The sequence below is a fragment of the Burkholderia sp. IT-111MI5 genome (genome assembly GCF_949752865.1).
GTDB lineage: Bacteria > Pseudomonadota > Gammaproteobacteria > Burkholderiales > Burkholderiaceae > Burkholderia > Burkholderia pyrrocinia_C.
The window spans coordinates 211,536-227,133 of sequence record NZ_CATKIF010000072.1 but is presented as its reverse complement, the minus strand read 5'-3'; the positions used below and the strand labels follow the sequence as shown (position 1 = coordinate 227,133).

The 15,598-nt window shown below is 67.3% G+C and carries 11 protein-coding genes and 1 pseudogene; 6 read left to right on the top strand and 6 right to left on the bottom strand.

Features of this window, described 5'->3' with window-relative positions:
- Positions 1-1,269: 1,269 nt before the first annotated feature.
- Both ACM6JT_RS34050 and ACM6JT_RS34045 read left to right on the top strand, forming a co-directional pair.
- Complete coding sequence (locus tag ACM6JT_RS34050; RefSeq protein WP_034182376.1) at positions 1,270-2,103, top strand: response regulator; 834 nt, start codon at positions 1,270-1,272, stop codon at positions 2,101-2,103.
- On the top strand, positions 2,096-4,444 hold the full coding sequence (locus tag ACM6JT_RS34045) for an ATP-binding protein (protein WP_414858100.1): 2,349 nt from the start codon (positions 2,096-2,098) through the stop codon (positions 4,442-4,444). The genes ACM6JT_RS34050 and ACM6JT_RS34045 overlap by 8 nt, the downstream gene beginning before the upstream one ends.
- Before the next feature lie 82 nt (positions 4,445-4,526).
- Here ACM6JT_RS34045 and ACM6JT_RS34040 read toward each other — a convergent pair whose 3' ends face one another.
- The gene (locus tag ACM6JT_RS34040) at positions 4,527-5,873 is read right to left on the bottom strand and encodes an MFS transporter (RefSeq protein WP_175749176.1); all 1,347 of its coding nucleotides are present in this window, start codon (positions 5,871-5,873) and stop codon (positions 4,527-4,529) included.
- Between the two features lie 286 nt (positions 5,874-6,159).
- Between ACM6JT_RS34040 and ACM6JT_RS34035 the strand changes: the two genes are divergently transcribed.
- The 4 genes and pseudogenes from ACM6JT_RS34035 (at position 6,160) to ACM6JT_RS34020 (ending at position 10,797) form a co-directional block, all read left to right on the top strand.
- Complete coding sequence (locus ACM6JT_RS34035; protein WP_181152277.1) at positions 6,160-7,197, top strand: LacI family DNA-binding transcriptional regulator; 1,038 nt, start codon at positions 6,160-6,162, stop codon at positions 7,195-7,197.
- 209 nt (positions 7,198-7,406) lie between these two features.
- Entirely contained in the window at positions 7,407-9,188 is a 1,782-nt protein-coding gene (locus ACM6JT_RS34030; RefSeq protein WP_414858099.1) for an IlvD/Edd family dehydratase, read from the top strand.
- 32 nt (positions 9,189-9,220) lie between these two features.
- A complete protein-coding gene (locus ACM6JT_RS34025; protein WP_414858098.1) occupies positions 9,221-10,402 on the top strand; it encodes a fumarylacetoacetate hydrolase family protein in 1,182 nt (393 codons plus the stop codon).
- A gap of 64 nt (positions 10,403-10,466) precedes the next feature.
- A pseudogene (locus ACM6JT_RS34020) lies at positions 10,467-10,797 on the top strand (cupin domain-containing protein).
- A gap of 84 nt (positions 10,798-10,881) precedes the next feature.
- Here the strand turns inward: ACM6JT_RS34020 and ACM6JT_RS34015 are convergent.
- From ACM6JT_RS34015 to ACM6JT_RS33995, 5 genes are all read right to left on the bottom strand, one after another.
- Positions 10,882-11,352, bottom strand: a complete 471-nt coding sequence (locus ACM6JT_RS34015; protein ID WP_051983772.1) for a helix-turn-helix domain-containing protein — start codon at positions 11,350-11,352, stop codon at positions 10,882-10,884.
- A gap of 11 nt (positions 11,353-11,363) precedes the next feature.
- Positions 11,364-12,515 (bottom strand): NAD(P)/FAD-dependent oxidoreductase, encoded by a 1,152-nt coding sequence (locus ACM6JT_RS34010; protein ID WP_414858097.1) that lies wholly within the window; start codon positions 12,513-12,515, stop codon positions 11,364-11,366.
- Positions 12,515-13,936: an NAD(P)/FAD-dependent oxidoreductase gene (locus ACM6JT_RS34005; protein WP_034182383.1), complete on the bottom strand. Its 1,422-nt coding sequence runs from the start codon at positions 13,934-13,936 to the stop codon at positions 12,515-12,517. The genes ACM6JT_RS34010 and ACM6JT_RS34005 overlap by 1 nt, the downstream gene beginning before the upstream one ends.
- Positions 13,918-14,226, bottom strand: a complete 309-nt coding sequence (locus tag ACM6JT_RS34000) for a (2Fe-2S)-binding protein (protein ID WP_034182384.1) — start codon at positions 14,224-14,226, stop codon at positions 13,918-13,920. Before ACM6JT_RS34000 ends, ACM6JT_RS34005 begins: the two co-directional genes overlap by 19 nt.
- 74 nt (positions 14,227-14,300) lie before the next feature.
- A complete protein-coding gene (locus tag ACM6JT_RS33995; protein ID WP_034182602.1) occupies positions 14,301-15,578 on the bottom strand; it encodes an NAD(P)/FAD-dependent oxidoreductase in 1,278 nt (425 codons plus the stop codon).
- Positions 15,579-15,598: the final 20 nt, after the last annotated feature.

Here is a 15,598-nt window from a genome sequence, read left to right as displayed (position 1 = left end):
GCGAACGCACGCCGCACGTGCGCTTCGGCACGATGCGCGACGACGATCGCCGGTTATCGAATCATGGAAGCCGACCTCGCAGGAAAAGCGGCGACGCGATATACCGCGCACCGCGAATCCGCGCGCGTGCGCCGTCGCACCGAACCTGCGGCGACCTCGAATCTCATGGGAAAGCGTCGTTCAGACGCCGGATGGACGGATGCCGGCCCAGACCCCGGGGCGGCCCGCCGTGATTCATTCAGGAGGAGGATGGAGCTGCGTAGTCCCCGGGTTTGAAGCATGCGCCGCCGGTTCGCTCGAACCGGTGCGTCGACCTGCCGTGCCTGTCGTGCTCATATTTTTCGTGCCCGCCTGATTCGATAGCTCACCTCGCGCGACCGTGCCCGGACGAATCGAATCGCCGGGCCGCCAACGCGAAGCCGCTGCCTCTTTCCGTTCGGCCGCCAAACGCACTTTCCGGATTTCCGGAAAAGAACCGATGGCTTGCCGAACGACCCCTGCATCGAATTAATCGATCGAATTTCCTTGACGATTTTTTCTTGCTCGATGCTTCAACCCCAAAAAACTTCACAGCCTTCCGATTTATCTTATATATCAACACATTCGGAGAATTATGAAGTTTGCATTACCCTCGTGCCAGTTATCCGCCCGCTGCAGAACGCCCAAACTCTGAGAATTCCATCATTCAATGTCACATTGAATATCGCATGACTCCGGATGCGACAGCGCAAGAAGTCCGCGCAAAACCGGTTGCCTCGAAGAACCGATTCCAGCCGCGCCGGGGCTAGTGTGCAGGGATTCGTCCACGCAAACCTTTTCCCGAGCGGACAAACCCTTTTCCAGAGCGGATGACATTTACATTCATACAATCCGGCACGAAATCCGATTTCTCCGAGAAAGAAATTCTGACCGGCCACCAATAAAACCTTAATCAGGCAAGCCTCGAATCAGCGCCTTCAATTTATGTCGAACGACACCAAATTTCGACACGAGACACCCGAATTCATCGACCGGGCCATTCCAATAATGATAATCACCAGACCGGAAATAAAGACCGACATTAAAAGTTAATTCGGCATGTTTTTCCACCTCTTTTGCTTTCCGCCGAACGCCGTTGCCGGAAACGCGTCACACCCCGCCGGATATGCCCACACAGGCCGCACGGAATCCTCACAATCGTGCTGTTGCCGGCATATAATTTTTCGCAACAATCGCGCGCATAGCGATGCTTTCAGCCCGTCAGGCCCACCTCCCTACCCGTCCGCAACCATGTCATCCCGCTCGTCCAGCCCGGCGTCGCTTCGCTCCACGCCGGATCTCGCTGACGCACATATTCTCGTCGTCGACGATCGCCCGAACGACCTGCGGCTCCTGACCGAGATCCTGCGAGCCGCGCGGTGCCGGATCAGCGTCGCGTTCGACGGGCTGCAGGCCTATCACCGTGCACAGGCCATCTCTCCCGACCTGATCCTGATGGACGTGCGCATGCCGCGCATGGACGGGTTCGCCGCGTGCCGGCTGCTGGCGTCGACGCCGTCGACGCAGTCCATTCCGGTGATCATCCTGACGGCCGCGGGCGATCTCGAGGACCGCATCGCGGGGCTCGAAACCGGCGCGATCGACTACATCGTCAAGCCGTTCGAACCGGCCGAAGTGATTGCGCGGATCCGCAATCATCTGAAGCGCGCGCGGCGCAGCCAGCCGTTTGCGCACCTGCCCGAACTGCCCGACAACCCCGACGCAGCCGTCGTGCGCGCGGCGAGCGAGGTGCTGCTGCGCAACCTGCGCCATCCGCCGGCGCTCGAGGATCTCGCCAAACAGGTCGGCACGCACGAGAAGCGCCTGTCCCGCGTGTTCCGCGATCATCTCGGCCAGACGGTGTTCGAGTATCTGCGCGACACACGCCTGCGCGCCGCGATGCACTTTCTCGCGGAAACGTCGATGGGGATCGGCGACATCGCCGAGGAAATCGGCTTTTCCACGCCCGGCAATTTCGCGACGGCGTTCCGGGAACGCTTCGGCATCACGCCGTCCGACTGGCGCCGCCAGCGCCATGCGGTCAATGCACCGCCCGCGCCCGGGGAGCACCATCACGATGCGTAGGCGATACGCGACATGGGCAGCCGGATGTCGCGCGTTGCTGCTGCTTCTGATGGCGATGGCCGTCACCTGCGCGACGGCCAGGGCCGCGTCGACGCCCAGTCCCGCGCAACTGGAAGCCGTGTCGGTGTTCGAGGATGCCGGCAGGACGATGACCGCCGATCAGGTCGACGCCCGGCTCGCCGATCCGTCACGCGGTAAATCCGCGGCAACCACGCCGTCGTTCAACGTCGAGTTTTCCCGGTCGGCATGGTGGGTCCGCGCGACGCTGGCCAACCGCGGCAGCACGGTACGCCCGCTGGTACTGGTATTGCGCGACGCGCGCGTCGACCATGCCGACTTCTATCTGCACCGGGATGGCCAGTGGACACTCGCCAACCGCTTCCCCGCCGCCGATGCCGACGGCGATGCAAACCGGCAGCCATCGCGGTACCCGGTACTCGACGTCACGCTGCGCGCCGGCGAAAGCATCCCGGTGCTGATCCGCGTCACGTCGCGCAAGGAAATGCGGCTCGCGCCGGCCGCGTTCACCCGCGAAGCATGGAACGCGCAGGAGTCGCGCGCCACGATGTGGGACTTCGGTTTCTTCGGCGGGTTGCTCGCGCTCGTGTGGTGCGCGCTGCTGATCGGGTTCTTCTCGCGCAGCGGCATGTTCTACGTACTGGCCGCGACGGCGCTGGGCACGGCGCTGTTCGAAGCGGCGTACCGCGGCTACACGGCGTTGGCTCTGTGGCCCGCCGCGCGCGAGTGGTCGGCGCGCGGCGAGGTGATCTTCGCGTACCTGGCGGTCTCGCTCTTCATCGTGTTCATTCTGCTGGTCGCGCATCGCGAGAAGGCGCGGCTCCCGGTGCGCGCCGTCTACATGACGATCCTCGGCCTCGAATGCGCGGGAATGGCCGGCGCCGCCTTCGGCGACCTGCTGACCTTCACGTGGTTCTGCCTGCGGTTGAACACCGTGCTGGGGATCGTGAACGTCGGCATCGCGCTGACGCTCGCGATCCGCCGGACGCCGACCGGCCGCGTGATGCTGATCGCGATTACGCTCGCCTGCTTCAACATCCTGCTGCGCACGCTCGACGGCATGGACGCGCTGCCGCCGTTCCTGTTCTGGCTCAAGTCCGATATCTATCCGAACCCCGTCATCGCGATCATCGGGCTCGCCACGCACCTGCTGGTGCTGGCCGCGTGGATCCACCACGTGGGCCGTCAGCGCACCGAGGCCAGAAAACGGCTCGAGCATTTCCAGCTCACCGAACAGGATCGCCTGCGCGACGAAGTCGCGCGGCGCACGGTCGCACTCAACGACGCGCTGCAGCAGGTGACGACGCACATGCAGCAGAAGATCGAGACGCTCGGCTACGTCAGCCACGACCTGCGCGCGCCGCTGTCCACGATCAACGGCTACGCGAAGCTGCTGCTGCAAAGCGCGACGCGCAGCCAGGCGCGGCTGATCCGGTCGATCGATCGCAGCATCCGCTATCAGCTCGCACTGATCGACGAACTGCTCGCGTTCACGAAGGCCGAACTGCAGCCGCTCGGCGTGTCGCCGGATACGACCGACCTGCCCGGCCTGCTGGACGACATCGGCCACTACGCGGTCGCACTGTGCGCGCAGCAGGACAACCGGTTCGTCTACCGGCCGGCCACGCCGCTGCCGCGCATGGTGTCGATCGACGGGATGCGGCTCCAGCAGGTGCTGCTGAACCTGTTGTCCAACGCGTCGAAATTCACGCGCGACGGCACGGTCACGCTGTCGGTTCATGCGGCGCGGGAAGGCGATGCGTGGCGCCTCTTGTTCGAGGTCGCCGATACGGGGATCGGGATCGACATCAGCGGAACCCGCGACATCTTCCGCGCGTACCAGCAGGTGCAGGCCGTGAACGGCGGAACCGGGCTCGGCCTGTTCATCGCGCAACGCATCGTCGACGCGATGGGCGGCGAACTGGCCGTCGCCAGCCGGCCGGGCGTCGGCACGTCGTTCTCGTTCCCGATCGTCGCGCCGGCCGTCGGACACGCGCTCGTGCCGGCGTCGGAACTCGTCCGGCGGTTTCAGCCGGCCGACGATGCCGAACCGGAGATCGCCGCGCCGTTGCTGCACGGCCCGTCCGACGATGCGCTCGACGAACTGATCCGGCTCGCCGGCGACGGCCGGCTCACCGATATCGAAGAGTGGCTCGGCCAGCATGCGGACGAGCCGGAGCATGCGGCCTTCGTGCAGGCGATGCGCGAGCACCTCGACGCGCTCGATCTGCACGCGATCGAGAAGCTCGCCGGTTCGCTGAAACGCGCGCGCAGCGCGGATGCGTCGTTCGACGCCGAAACGGACGCGGCCGGGCAGGCCTGATCACGCGGAGGCCCATCGCTCGACCGCTATTCGCGGCCGCTGCCCATCGACCCGCTCGACGACGCGAGCGACTGTCAAGGACCTACTGCTCGGCCGCGGGCACCAGGACGCTACGCGGAATCAACGCGATCAGCGCGCAGCTGACCAGCAGGCAGGCGCCCAGTGCATAAGTACCGTTGTTGATGTTGCCGGTCATTTCCTTTGCGATGCCGGTGATCATCGAGCCCGTGAAACCGGACAGGTTGCCCACCGAGTTGATCAGCGCAATGCCGGCGGCCGCGGCCGTGCCGGACAGAATCTGGCCCGGGAAGGTCCAGTAGATCGGCATCAGCGCCAGGATGCCGCAGGTGGCGATGGTCAGGAACACGATCGACAGCGCCACGTTCTGCGCGCATGCCGCGCTCATGATCAGGCCGACGCCGCCGATCAGCGCGGGAATCGCTGCATGCAGGCGGCGTTCGCCCGTCTTGCGCGAGTGCGATGCGTTCCACACCATCGCGAAAATTGCCGTCAGGTACGGAATGGCAGTAAGCAGGCCGATATGCAGCGGACTCCGCACGCCGGACGCGCGAATGATCGACGGCAGCCAGAAGGCCAGCCCGTAGAAGCCTGTATTGAACGTGAGAAGGATGAAGGTAAGCAGCCAGACACGCGGGCTGCGCAGCGCGGCACCGACGCTGTGCGACTTGTGCGCGGCCTCGGATTCGAGATTGCGCGACAGCACCGCCTTTTCCTGGTCGGACAGCCACTTCGCCGACCGCGGGCCGTCGCCGAGGCAAGCCAGCACGATGAACGCCACCACGATCGACGGCAACCCTTCGAGCAGCAGCATCCATTGCCAACCGCTCATGCCTGACAGGCCGTGCGTCTGCTCCATCAGCCAGCCGGAAACCACGCTGCCCAGCGTCAGGCTCAGCGGGATCGCCACCAGGAAGCCCGACATGGCCACGCTCTGGCGGCGCGCCGGAAACCAGTAGTTCATGTACAGGATGACGCCCGGGAAAAAGCCGGCTTCACACAAACCCAACAGGAAGCGCAGCGTGTAGAACATGGTGGGCGTCTGCACGTGGAAGAACTGCGCGAGCGGCACGATGAAGGCCATCGACGACGACACGATGCCCCATGTAATCATGATCCGCGCGATCCAGAAGCGTGCGCCGTACCGGTGCAGCAGCAGGTTGCTGGGCATCTCGAACAGGAAATAGCCCCAGAAGAACACGCTGGCGCCGAACGCATAGACGCTGTCGCTCAGGCTCAGGTCATCGAGCATCTGCAGCTTGGCGAAGCCCACGTTGACGCGGTCCAGGTAGGCCACGACGTAGCAGAGCAGCAGCAATGGCAGGATGCGCCGCATGACCTTGCGGTAGAGGGCGTCTTCGGACGAGTCGGCCGCGGCCGGCGCGGCAGCGGTCTGCGTGATGGTTGGCATCGGATTGTCTCCTGATTGTGTAGGTCTTCTTCGTACCGGCGAGCTCGCCGGCTCGCCGATGTTACCGATACCATCCGGTGATAAAAAAAACCGTCGACAAGACGACGGGAGCAACCGGCGCTCTGATACCGGTAACAGATTTGAAGGTAGCATGCAACGACAGGCGAGTTCAAGTCCCGACGAACAAGTGGTTTCCCTACGATGCAATGGGCGCGCAGCGGACGGCCTGCACGGTACGCCGCGCCGGTATGATGTAGCCTTTCATGTTTCCCCGATCGCGATTCCGATGCCCAGTCCCACCGCCGTCCGGCCTGCCGGACCGCCCCGCATGTCCGACGTAGCCCGCCTGGCCGGCGTATCGAAGATGACCGTGTCGCGCGTGCTTGCCGGCCACAGCGTGGCAGCCGAGACGCGCGAACGGGTCTGCAAGGCCATCGACCAGCTCGGCTACGTGGCCGATGCTGCCGCGGGTGCGCTGTCGTCGGGGCGGTCGGAATTTGTCGCGGTGCTGGTGCCGTCGCTGTCGAGCTCCAACTTCTCGGACACCGTGCGCGGGCTGACCGATGCGCTCGAACCGCATGGCCTGCAACTGCTGCTCGGCGACACCGACTACGACCTCGAACGTGAAGAACGGCTGGTGCGCTCCATGCTGCGTCACCAGCCGCGCTGCATCGCGCTGACGGGTGCGCAGCACACCGATGCGACGCGCAAGGTGCTGCAGCGCTCGGCCATTCCCGTGGTCGAGATGTGGGACCTCCCCACGCATCCTATCGACACCGCCGTGGGCTTCTCCAACGTGCGCGCCGCGCGCGCGATGGTGCGGCACCTTGCCGGGCAAGGTTACCGGCGCATCGGCTTTCTCGGCGGTGCCAGCGAGCTGGACCGCCGCGGCCTGGACCGGCTCAAGGGGTATCAGTCGGAGATCAAGGCACTGGGACTGTGCGAGCCGCGCGTCGTGCGGCTCGGTGAATCGCCGATCACCATGAGCCACGGCGGCCCCGCCATGGCAGCACTGCTGGAGATGTGGCCGGACACCGACGCGGTGATGTGCGTGAGCGACATGTCGGCGTTCGGCGCGATCATGGAATGCCACCGGCGCGGACTGTCCGTGCCGGCAGACATGGCCGTGGCCGGCTTCGGGAACTTCGAAGTGGCGACATGCTGCCACCCGACCATCACCACGGTGTCGGTCGACGCCTACGGCATCGGCCTGCGCACGGGCGAGGCCTTGCTGGCGGCGCTGCAAGCGCGTGAAAACGGCGAACGGATCGAATCGCAAAGCGTCCGCATCGACTACACGATCGTCGCGCGGGAAAGCGCCTGACGGGCTGAAGGCCAGGTTTGCCGCCCTTCACGAGAAGGGTCGCGCGTCGATGCGCGACTTCGTAGAAGCTCGCGCCCTCATCCCGCCCCCGCTCGCACGCAAAATCCCCTTTCGCAACGCAAAATCTCCGTGCTAACATCCCCACGAATGTTACCGGTAACTATCCGGCAAACAGAACTGGACAAAGAAGCATTCGGAGACAGCCCACCATGTCACACACCCCTCGCCGCCTGCGCAGCCAGGAATGGTTTGACGACCCTGCCCATGCGGACATGACCGCGCTCTATGTCGAGCGCTTCATGAACTACGGGCTGACGCGTGAGGAGCTGCAGTCGGGCCGTCCCATCATCGGCATCGCGCAGACGGGCAGCGACCTGGCACCGTGCAACCGCCACCACATCGAACTGGCCGAGCGCACCAAGGCGGGTATCCGCGACATGGGCGGCATTCCGATGGAATTCCCCGTGCATCCGCTGGCCGAGCAGAGCCGCCGGCCCACGGCCGCGCTCGACCGAAACCTGGCCTACCTGGGGCTGGTCGAGGTGTTGCATGGCTTTCCGCTGGACGGTGTGGTCCTGACCACCGGCTGCGACAAGACCACCCCCGCCTGCCTGATGGCCGCGGCCACCGTGGACATGCCCGCCATCGTGCTGTCGGGTGGACCGATGCTCGACGGCTGGCACGAGGGCAAGCGCGTCGGTTCGGGCACGGTGATCTGGCACGCCCGCAACCTGCTGGCTGCCGGCGATATCGACTACGAAGGCTTCATGAAGCTGACCACGGCATCGTCGCCGTCGATCGGACACTGCAACACCATGGGCACGGCGCTGTCGATGAACAGTCTGGCCGAGGCGCTGGGCATGTCGCTGCCGGGCAGCGCGAGCATTCCGGCCGCCTACCGCGAGCGCGGCCAGATGGCTTACGCCACCGGCAAGCGCGCTGTCGAGCTCGTTCGCGAAGACATGCGCCCGTCGAAGATCATGACGCGCGCGGCGTTCGAGAATGCCATCGTCGTCGCCTCCGCGCTCGGCGCGTCGACCAACTGCCCGCCGCACCTGATCGCCATTGCGCGCCACATGGGCGTGGAACTGAGCCTGGACGACTGGCAGCGCCTGGGTGAATCCGTGCCGCTGCTCGTCAACTGCATGCCGGCCGGCGAATACCTCGGGGAGAGCTTCCACCGCGCCGGCGGCGTGCCCGCGGTGCTGCGTCAACTCGATGCGGCCGGCCTGCTGCAGCGCGACTGCCTGACCGTGTCCGGTCGCGCGATCGGCGAGATCGCCGACACGGCGCAAGACGCCGACCGCGACGTGATCCGCACACCCGAAGACCCGCTCAAGCACGGTGCCGGCTTCATGGTGCTGTCAGGCAACTTCTTCGACAGCGCCATCATGAAGATGTCGGTGGTGGGCGAAGCCTTCCGCCAGACCTACCTTGTCGAGCCGGGCGCGGAAAATACCTTCGAGGCACGCGCGATCGTCTTCGATGGCCCCGAGGACTACCACGCCCGTATCAACGACCCTCGGCTGCAAATCGACGAACGCTGCATCCTGGTGATCCGCGGCTGCGGTACGGTCGGTTACCCGGGCAGCTCGGAAGTCGTCAACATGGCACCGCCCGCGGACCTGGTGAAGCGTGGCGTGACGTCGCTGCCATGCATGGGCGATGGACGCCAGAGCGGCACGTCGGCCAGCCCGTCGATCCTGAACATGTCACCGGAAGCGGCGGTCGGCGGCGGCCTGGCCCTGCTGCGCACGAACGACCGCATCCGCGTGGACCTGAATCGCCGCAGCGTCGACGTGCTCGTCGATGAAGACGAACTCGCGCGCCGCCGCGAAACTGCAAGCTTCGCCGTGCCGCCGGCACAAACGCCCTGGCAGGAACTCTATCGCCAGTTCGTGGGCCAGTTGTCCACCGGCGGCTGCCTCGAACCGGCCACGCTGTACCTGAAGGTAATCGAGCAGCGCGGTAATCCGCGCCATTCGCACTGACTCAACCGCCTACGACTCTTGCCGAGCTGACCATGCGTACTCCTTCCGTTTCCGACTGCCTGCCGCACGACCTTGCGCAGGCCCTGCTGATCGGCCGCGTCTGGCGGCACGATGGTGCCCACGCGGGCCCGAGCGTCGTCGCCGTGCGCGGCGGCGAGATGTTCGACATCACGCATATCGTGCCGACCACCGCGGACCTGTTCGACCGTCCCGACGCAGTCGCAATCGCGTGCACCGCCCCCGGCGAATCGCTCGGCCGCGTCGAACCGCTGCTGCAGGCGGCGCTGGACGGCGCGCCCGGCGCCACTCACCTGCTCGCCCCATGCGATGTGCAGGCCATCAAGGCTTGCGGCGTCACCTTTGCCGTCAGCCTGATTGAACGCGTCATCGAAGAACAGGCCGGCGGCGATCCCGCCAAAGCGAGGGACGTGCGCGAAACCATGGCCGCGACCATCGGCACCGACCTGTCGAAGATCGTTCCCGGTTCCGAAGCCGCCATGCGCCTGAAGGCGGAACTCGAGCGCCGCGGCGCGTGGTCGCAATACATGGAAGTCGGAATCGGCCCGGATGCCGAGGTGTTCTCCAAGTCGCAGCCGATGTCGGCAGTGGGCTTCGGCGCGGACGTGGGCCTGCTGCCGGTGTCGGTGTGGAACAACCCGGAACCGGAGATCGTGCTGGCGGTCAGCTGCGACGGCAGGCCGGTAGGCGCCACGCTCGGCAATGACGTGAACTTGCGCGACATCGAAGGCCGCTCGGCGCTGCTCCTCGGCAAATGCAAGGACAACAACGGCTCGTGCGCGATCGGCCCGTTCGTGCGGCTGTTCGACGACCGCTTCACGCTGGACAGCGTGCGGCAGGCCAGCGTGTCGCTGCGCGTCGAAGGCGCGGAGGACGGCTTCGTCCTCGACGGCATCAGCCACATGCGCGAGATCAGCCGCGACCCGGCCGACCTCGTCGCGCAGACCTGCGGCGCGCATCACCAGTATCCCGACGGTTTCATGCTGTTCCTGGGCACGATGTTCTCGCCGATCCAGGATCGCGACGCACCCGGCGGCGGATTCACTCACCACCTGGGCGACCGCGTCACCATCTCCACGCCCATGCTCGGCGCGCTCGTCAACACCGTGCGGCTTTCCACGGCGATCTCGCCGTGGACTTTCGGCGTGCGTGCCCTGTATGCCAACCTGGCCGCACGCGGCCTGCTCGATGCGTGAGGCCATTCATGGACGATCCAGCCGACCTCGGAACGATCCGGGCGTATGAGGTGCATTCGGCGACGTGTCGGAATACTGGTCGCCGAAAGTCGTCGCACAGGTCCAATACGTAAAGGTTGCAAAAGTACACGGACAGCTCGTCCGGCACGACCATGCGCACGAAGACGAACTGTTCTTCGTCGTGCGCGGGCACCTCAGGATCGAATATGAAGGCGGGCGTGTCGTCGATCTGCCCGCTGGTTCGATGCACGTGGTGCCGAGGGGCGCTGCACAATCCGGTCGCCGACGACGAATGCTGGGTCGTCCCGATCGAACCCGTTCAGACGAAGCACACCGGCGACGTCGAGTCACCGCTGACACGGACGATCGACGAGCAGTTGGGTGGGGTGCGCTGAGTTCATCTGTCGGCGTGGACCGAGCCCTCCCAAGCCGACCTGCCGTTGCCGAACCAGCGCCGAAGCCCCGATACCCGCGATACGTCAGGCCGAAGCCGCCGTGCTGCCCGCGCCCTGCTCGCGCGCCGGTGCTGCGCGCCGCCCCGAAGCCGGTGCGCCGCTCGGCCGCGCCGCGGTCGGCCGGTCGACGTAATCGCGCGGCGTGCGCCCGAGCACTCTCCTGAAATGGCGGCACAGATGGCTCTGGTCGAAGAACCCGACCTCGGTCGCGACGACCGACGGCGGCAGCCCCGCGCGCAGCAGGTCCTGCGCGCGCCGCACCCGCACGAGGCACAGATAGCGATGCGGCGACACGCCCAGCTCGCTGCGAAAGCGCGCGGCAAAACGCGACACGCTCAGCCCGGCCACCGCCGCGAGCGCCTCGATGCTCAACGGCTGCGCGTACGACGTCTCGATGATGCGCAGCGCGCCGCCGACGGCGTGCGATACGGGCTGCGCAACGCCGAACGGGCGAATCGCGTCATGATCGATCGCGTGATGAAAAACGTCTCCCATGCGAGGCTCCATCAGGTCGTCGCGTGCGTCGCGTCGGCCGGCATCGCGAAGCGCCCGATGGCGAACGGCTCGATCGGCGTGCTCGTCGCGCCCGTGTCGATCAGCTCCGCCATCGTGTCGCCGACGCCCGGGCCGAGCTGGAAGCCGTGCCCGCAGAAGCCGAACGCGTAATACAGCCCGTCGACCTTCGCGCTGCGCCCCATGATCGGCCGGTCGTCCGGCATATAGCCCTCGACACCGCTCCACACGCGAATGATGTTCAGCCGCGTCAGCGCCGGTGCGACGCGCGCAAGCTGCGTGAACTGCAGCAGCGTGCTCTCGGGCAGCACCTTCGCGCGCCGTTCGTCGAGATAGGCCGGCGCGCGCGCGCAGCCGCCGATCACGATGTTGCCGCGCTCGACCTGCCGGAAGTACACGACCTCCTCGATATGCGGCGACGATACGCCGACGGACGGCAGGATCGAATACGGCACGGGCTCCGTCACGCACATCTGCGGCCCGTTGACCGCGATCGGCACCGGCTCGCCGAACTGCGTGCTGAGCTGGTTGCCCCACGCGCCGGCCGTCACGAGCAGGTTCGGCGCGCAGAACACGCGGCCGTCGGTGCTCGTCGCGCGGAACGTGTCGCCGTCCTTCTCGACGGTCGCGATCGCGGTGTTCTCCTCGATCCGCGCACCCGCGCGCGCCGCCGCGCGGCCGAACGCCGGCGCGGCGAGGCGCGGGTTCGCATGGCCGTCCAGCGCCGAATGGGACGCGCTCAGCACCTCGGGGCCGAGAAACGGAAACTTCGCGCGCATCGCCGCGCCGCGATACAGGTCGAGCTTCAGCCCGTATTGCGCGGCATCGCGCGCATAGGCCTCGAACAAGTCGTCCTGCTCCTGCCGGTAGCACACGCGAACGTGCCCGACCTGCAGGAATTCGGCGCTGTGCCCGATCAGCTCGGGCATTCGGCTCCAGATCTCGCGGGAACGGTTCGCGAGCGGCAGTTGCGGCAGGTAGCGGCCCTGGCGCCGCACGTTGCCGAAATTGACGCCGCTTGCCTGCTGCCCGATCAGCCCGCGTTCGAGCAGGATCACCGAGCGGCCGCGCCGGCGCAGGAAAAACGCGGCCGCGGCGCCCATGAAGCCGCCGCCCACGATCACGACATCCGCATCGGCCCGCATCACTCGTCCCCCTTCATCGTCACGGCTTCGTCACGCGGCGCGGGAGGCTCGCCCGCCGCCGCACGCAGCGCGACCGGCAGCGGCTTCACGGGCGCCTGCCCGCGCAGGCGACCGACCGCCTCGAGCGGCACGCCGGCCGCGGCGGCGATCACCTCGGCCCCCGCGTGGCCGCAGTAGCGGCCCTGGCAGCGCCCCATCCCGACGCGGCTGAATGCCTTCGCGCGATTCGCGTCGCACGCGCCCTCGTCGCGGATCACACGGCGCAGCTCGCCGACGCTCACGCCCTCGCAGCGGCACAGGATCGTGTCGTCGGACAGCGTCGCGGCCTGTTGCGCGGGCCACGGAAACGCCTGCGCGAGCCCCGCGCGGAAACGGTCCATCTTCGTGCGTTCGCGCTGCAGCGCGGCGACCGCGCGCGCGTCGACCGGCCGCCCGAGATCCGTCAGCAGCGCGAGCGCCGCGAGGCGGCCCGCCGCTTCCGCGCCGTCCGCGCCGAGCACGCGCGCACCGTCGCCGGCCAGATAGACGCCCGCGACCGAACTGCGCCCCATGTCGTCGAGCTGCGGCAGCCATTGCCGCGTGTCGCCGTCGAAGCGGAACGCGCAGCCGGCCAGATCGGCGAGCTGCGTCTCGGCGCGCAGGTGGTAGCCGAGCGCGACCGCGTCGCAATCGATGAGCGCGGTGCCGGCGGCGGTGCGAAAGCGGACGGCCGATACGCCCTGCGCGGGATCGCCGTGAATCTCGAGCGGCTCGATCCCGTGCTCGATGCGCACGCCGGCACGCTTCAGCGCACGCGTGAGCGCGATGCCCTTCGCGAGCACGTCGGGCCGCGCGAGCAGTTTCGGCAGCGCGCGCAGCCGGTTCGCCGCGGGCGACGTGTCGAGCACCGCCGCGACCTTCGCGCCGGCCTGCACGTACTGGTGCGCGACGAGATACAGCAGCGGGCCCGAGCCCATGAACACGACGTTCGCGCCGATCGCGCACGCCTGCGCCTTCAGCGCGATCTGCGATGCGCCGAGGCTGTACGTGCCCGCGTACTGCCAGCCCTTGACGGGCATCAGCCGGTCGGTCGCGCCCGGGCACAGCACCAGCGCGTCGTACGGGCGGCGCACCGACACGCCGTCGTGCGCGGTGTACAGCGCGCCGCCGGACACGTTCCAGGCCAGCGTGTCGGGCGCGTAGTCCAGCGAAGCACGCAGGCGTTCGAACGTGTCGTGCAGGTCTTTCGCGCGCGCGGCCTCGGTGCCGTACAGCTTGTCGTACGGGCGCGAGAACGTGTCGGGCTGACGCCGGTAGATCTGGCCGCCGTCGCGCCGGCCTTCGTCGATCACGAGCGGCCGCACGCCGGCTTCCACCAGCGTCTGCGCGCAGCGCACGCCGGCCGGCCCGGCGCCGACGACGATTACGCGAGGCTCGACCATTGCGCCTCCGGTTGGCGGGTGACGATGTCCAGGCCCGGCTGCACGACGGTCGTGCACGCGCGCAGGCGCTCGCCGTCGGCGGTCCAGACCCAGCAGTCCTGGCACGCGCCCATCAGGCAGAAACCGGCCCGCGCCTCGGGGCCGAACTCGGACTGCCGCACGTGGCCGGCCTGCGTCAGCATCGCGACGAGCAGCGTATCGCCTTCGAGCCCGTTCACCGTGCGGCCGTCGACGCGGAACGCGACCGGACGGCGCCCGGTTTCGGCGAGACGAACGAATCGCCCTGTCATATCCAACCCTCCTGTCGCGCGAGCGCGCCGCCCACCGGCCGGCCCGTCGGGCGTCTTTTCATCGATTGCATCGTTCAGTGCAGGATGTCCTGCAGCCGGTAGTACGCGCCGACGAACGGCAGGAACCACGCATGCCCGAAATGGCCCGGCATCGCCGGCCAGTCGAGCTCACGCCACGGATTCGACGCGGCCGCGCCGTACATCACGTCGGCCATCACGCGGCCCATGTGCACCGACATCTGCACGCCGTGGCCGCTGTAGCCCATCGAGTAATAGACACCGTCGTGCTGGCCGGCGCGCGGCAGGCGGTCGGCAGTGATGTCGACGAGCCCGCCCCAGCAATAGTCGAGCCGCACGTTCGCGAGCGCGGGGAAATACTCGGCCATCCCGGCGCGCAGGATGTCGCCGCTTTTCGCGTCGGAGCGCGGGCTCGACATCGCGAAGCGCGCGCGGCCGCCGAACAGCAGCCGGTTGTCGGGCGTCACGCGGAAGTAGTTGCCGATATGGCGCGACGTCACGTACGCGCGGCGGTGCGGCAGCAGCCGGTTCAGCTGCTCGTCGGGAAGCGGCTCGGTGACGACGATGAAACTGCCGACCGGCGCGATGCGCCGCCGGAACCACGCGAACGGCCCCTGCTGCGATGCGCCGGTCGCGACCAGCACGCGATCGGCCACGATCGTGCCGCGCGTGCTGGTGATCGTGTGGCGCTCGCCATCGAGCCGCTCGAGCTGCGTGACGGCCGCATGCTCGTAGATGCGCGCGCCGGCCTGCGCCGCGGCTTGCGCGAGCCCGACGCCGAACTTGCCCATGTGCATCTGCGCGCCGTTGCGCTGCAGCAGGCCGCCGTGGAAACCGTCGGAGCCGACCTCGTCGCGAATCCGCGACGGCTCGATCAGTTCGATGTCCGGATCGACGTCGCGCCGCAATGCGTCGAAGGTCTTCGCGAGCCCCGCGAAATGCTGCGGCTTCGCGGCAAGCTTCAGCTTGCCGGCGCGCCGGAAATCGCAGTCGATCGCGTGTTCGGCGACGATCGTTTCGACGGTTCGCACCGCGCTCTCGTACGCGCGATAGAACTGCTTCGCCTGCTCGGCGCCGAGTCGTTCGGCGAGCGACGCGTAGTCCTGCGCGACGCCGGTATTGCATTGGCCGCCGTTGCGGCCGGATGCCTCGGCCGCAACCTGTGCGGCTTCGAGCACCACGACCGACACGCCGCGCTGCGCGAGCGCCAGCGCCGCCGACAACCCGGTAAAACCGCCGCCGATCACGACCACGTCGGCACGCCCTTCGACGGGCCCTTCGCTGCCGGCGCGAAAGTCGGGGCGGGTATCCAGCCAGTACGATTCGAATTTCATCGGATCCTTCGTGAGCAATC

Excerpts from the sequence above, each read along its gene's own strand:
- ACM6JT_RS34050 (WP_034182376.1), top strand. The coding sequence starts at position 1,270 with ATGTCATCCCGCTCGTCCAGCCCGGCGTCGCTTCGCTCCACGCCGGAT.
- ACM6JT_RS34045 (WP_414858100.1), top strand. The coding sequence starts at position 2,096 with ATGCGTAGGCGATACGCGACATGGGCAGCCGGATGTCGCGCGTTGCTG.
- ACM6JT_RS34040 (WP_175749176.1), bottom strand. The coding sequence starts at position 5,873 with ATGCCAACCATCACGCAGACCGCTGCCGCGCCGGCCGCGGCCGACTCG.
- ACM6JT_RS34035 (WP_181152277.1), top strand. The coding sequence starts at position 6,160 with ATGCCCAGTCCCACCGCCGTCCGGCCTGCCGGACCGCCCCGCATGTCC.
- ACM6JT_RS34030 (WP_414858099.1), top strand. The coding sequence starts at position 7,407 with ATGTCACACACCCCTCGCCGCCTGCGCAGCCAGGAATGGTTTGACGAC.
- ACM6JT_RS34025 (WP_414858098.1), top strand. The coding sequence starts at position 9,221 with ATGCGTACTCCTTCCGTTTCCGACTGCCTGCCGCACGACCTTGCGCAG.
- ACM6JT_RS34015 (WP_051983772.1), bottom strand. The coding sequence starts at position 11,352 with ATGGGAGACGTTTTTCATCACGCGATCGATCATGACGCGATTCGCCCG.
- ACM6JT_RS34010 (WP_414858097.1), bottom strand. The coding sequence starts at position 12,515 with ATGCGGGCCGATGCGGATGTCGTGATCGTGGGCGGCGGCTTCATGGGC.
- ACM6JT_RS34005 (WP_034182383.1), bottom strand. The coding sequence starts at position 13,936 with ATGGTCGAGCCTCGCGTAATCGTCGTCGGCGCCGGGCCGGCCGGCGTG.
- ACM6JT_RS34000 (WP_034182384.1), bottom strand. The coding sequence starts at position 14,226 with ATGACAGGGCGATTCGTTCGTCTCGCCGAAACCGGGCGCCGTCCGGTC.
- ACM6JT_RS33995 (WP_034182602.1), bottom strand. The coding sequence starts at position 15,578 with ATGAAATTCGAATCGTACTGGCTGGATACCCGCCCCGACTTTCGCGCC.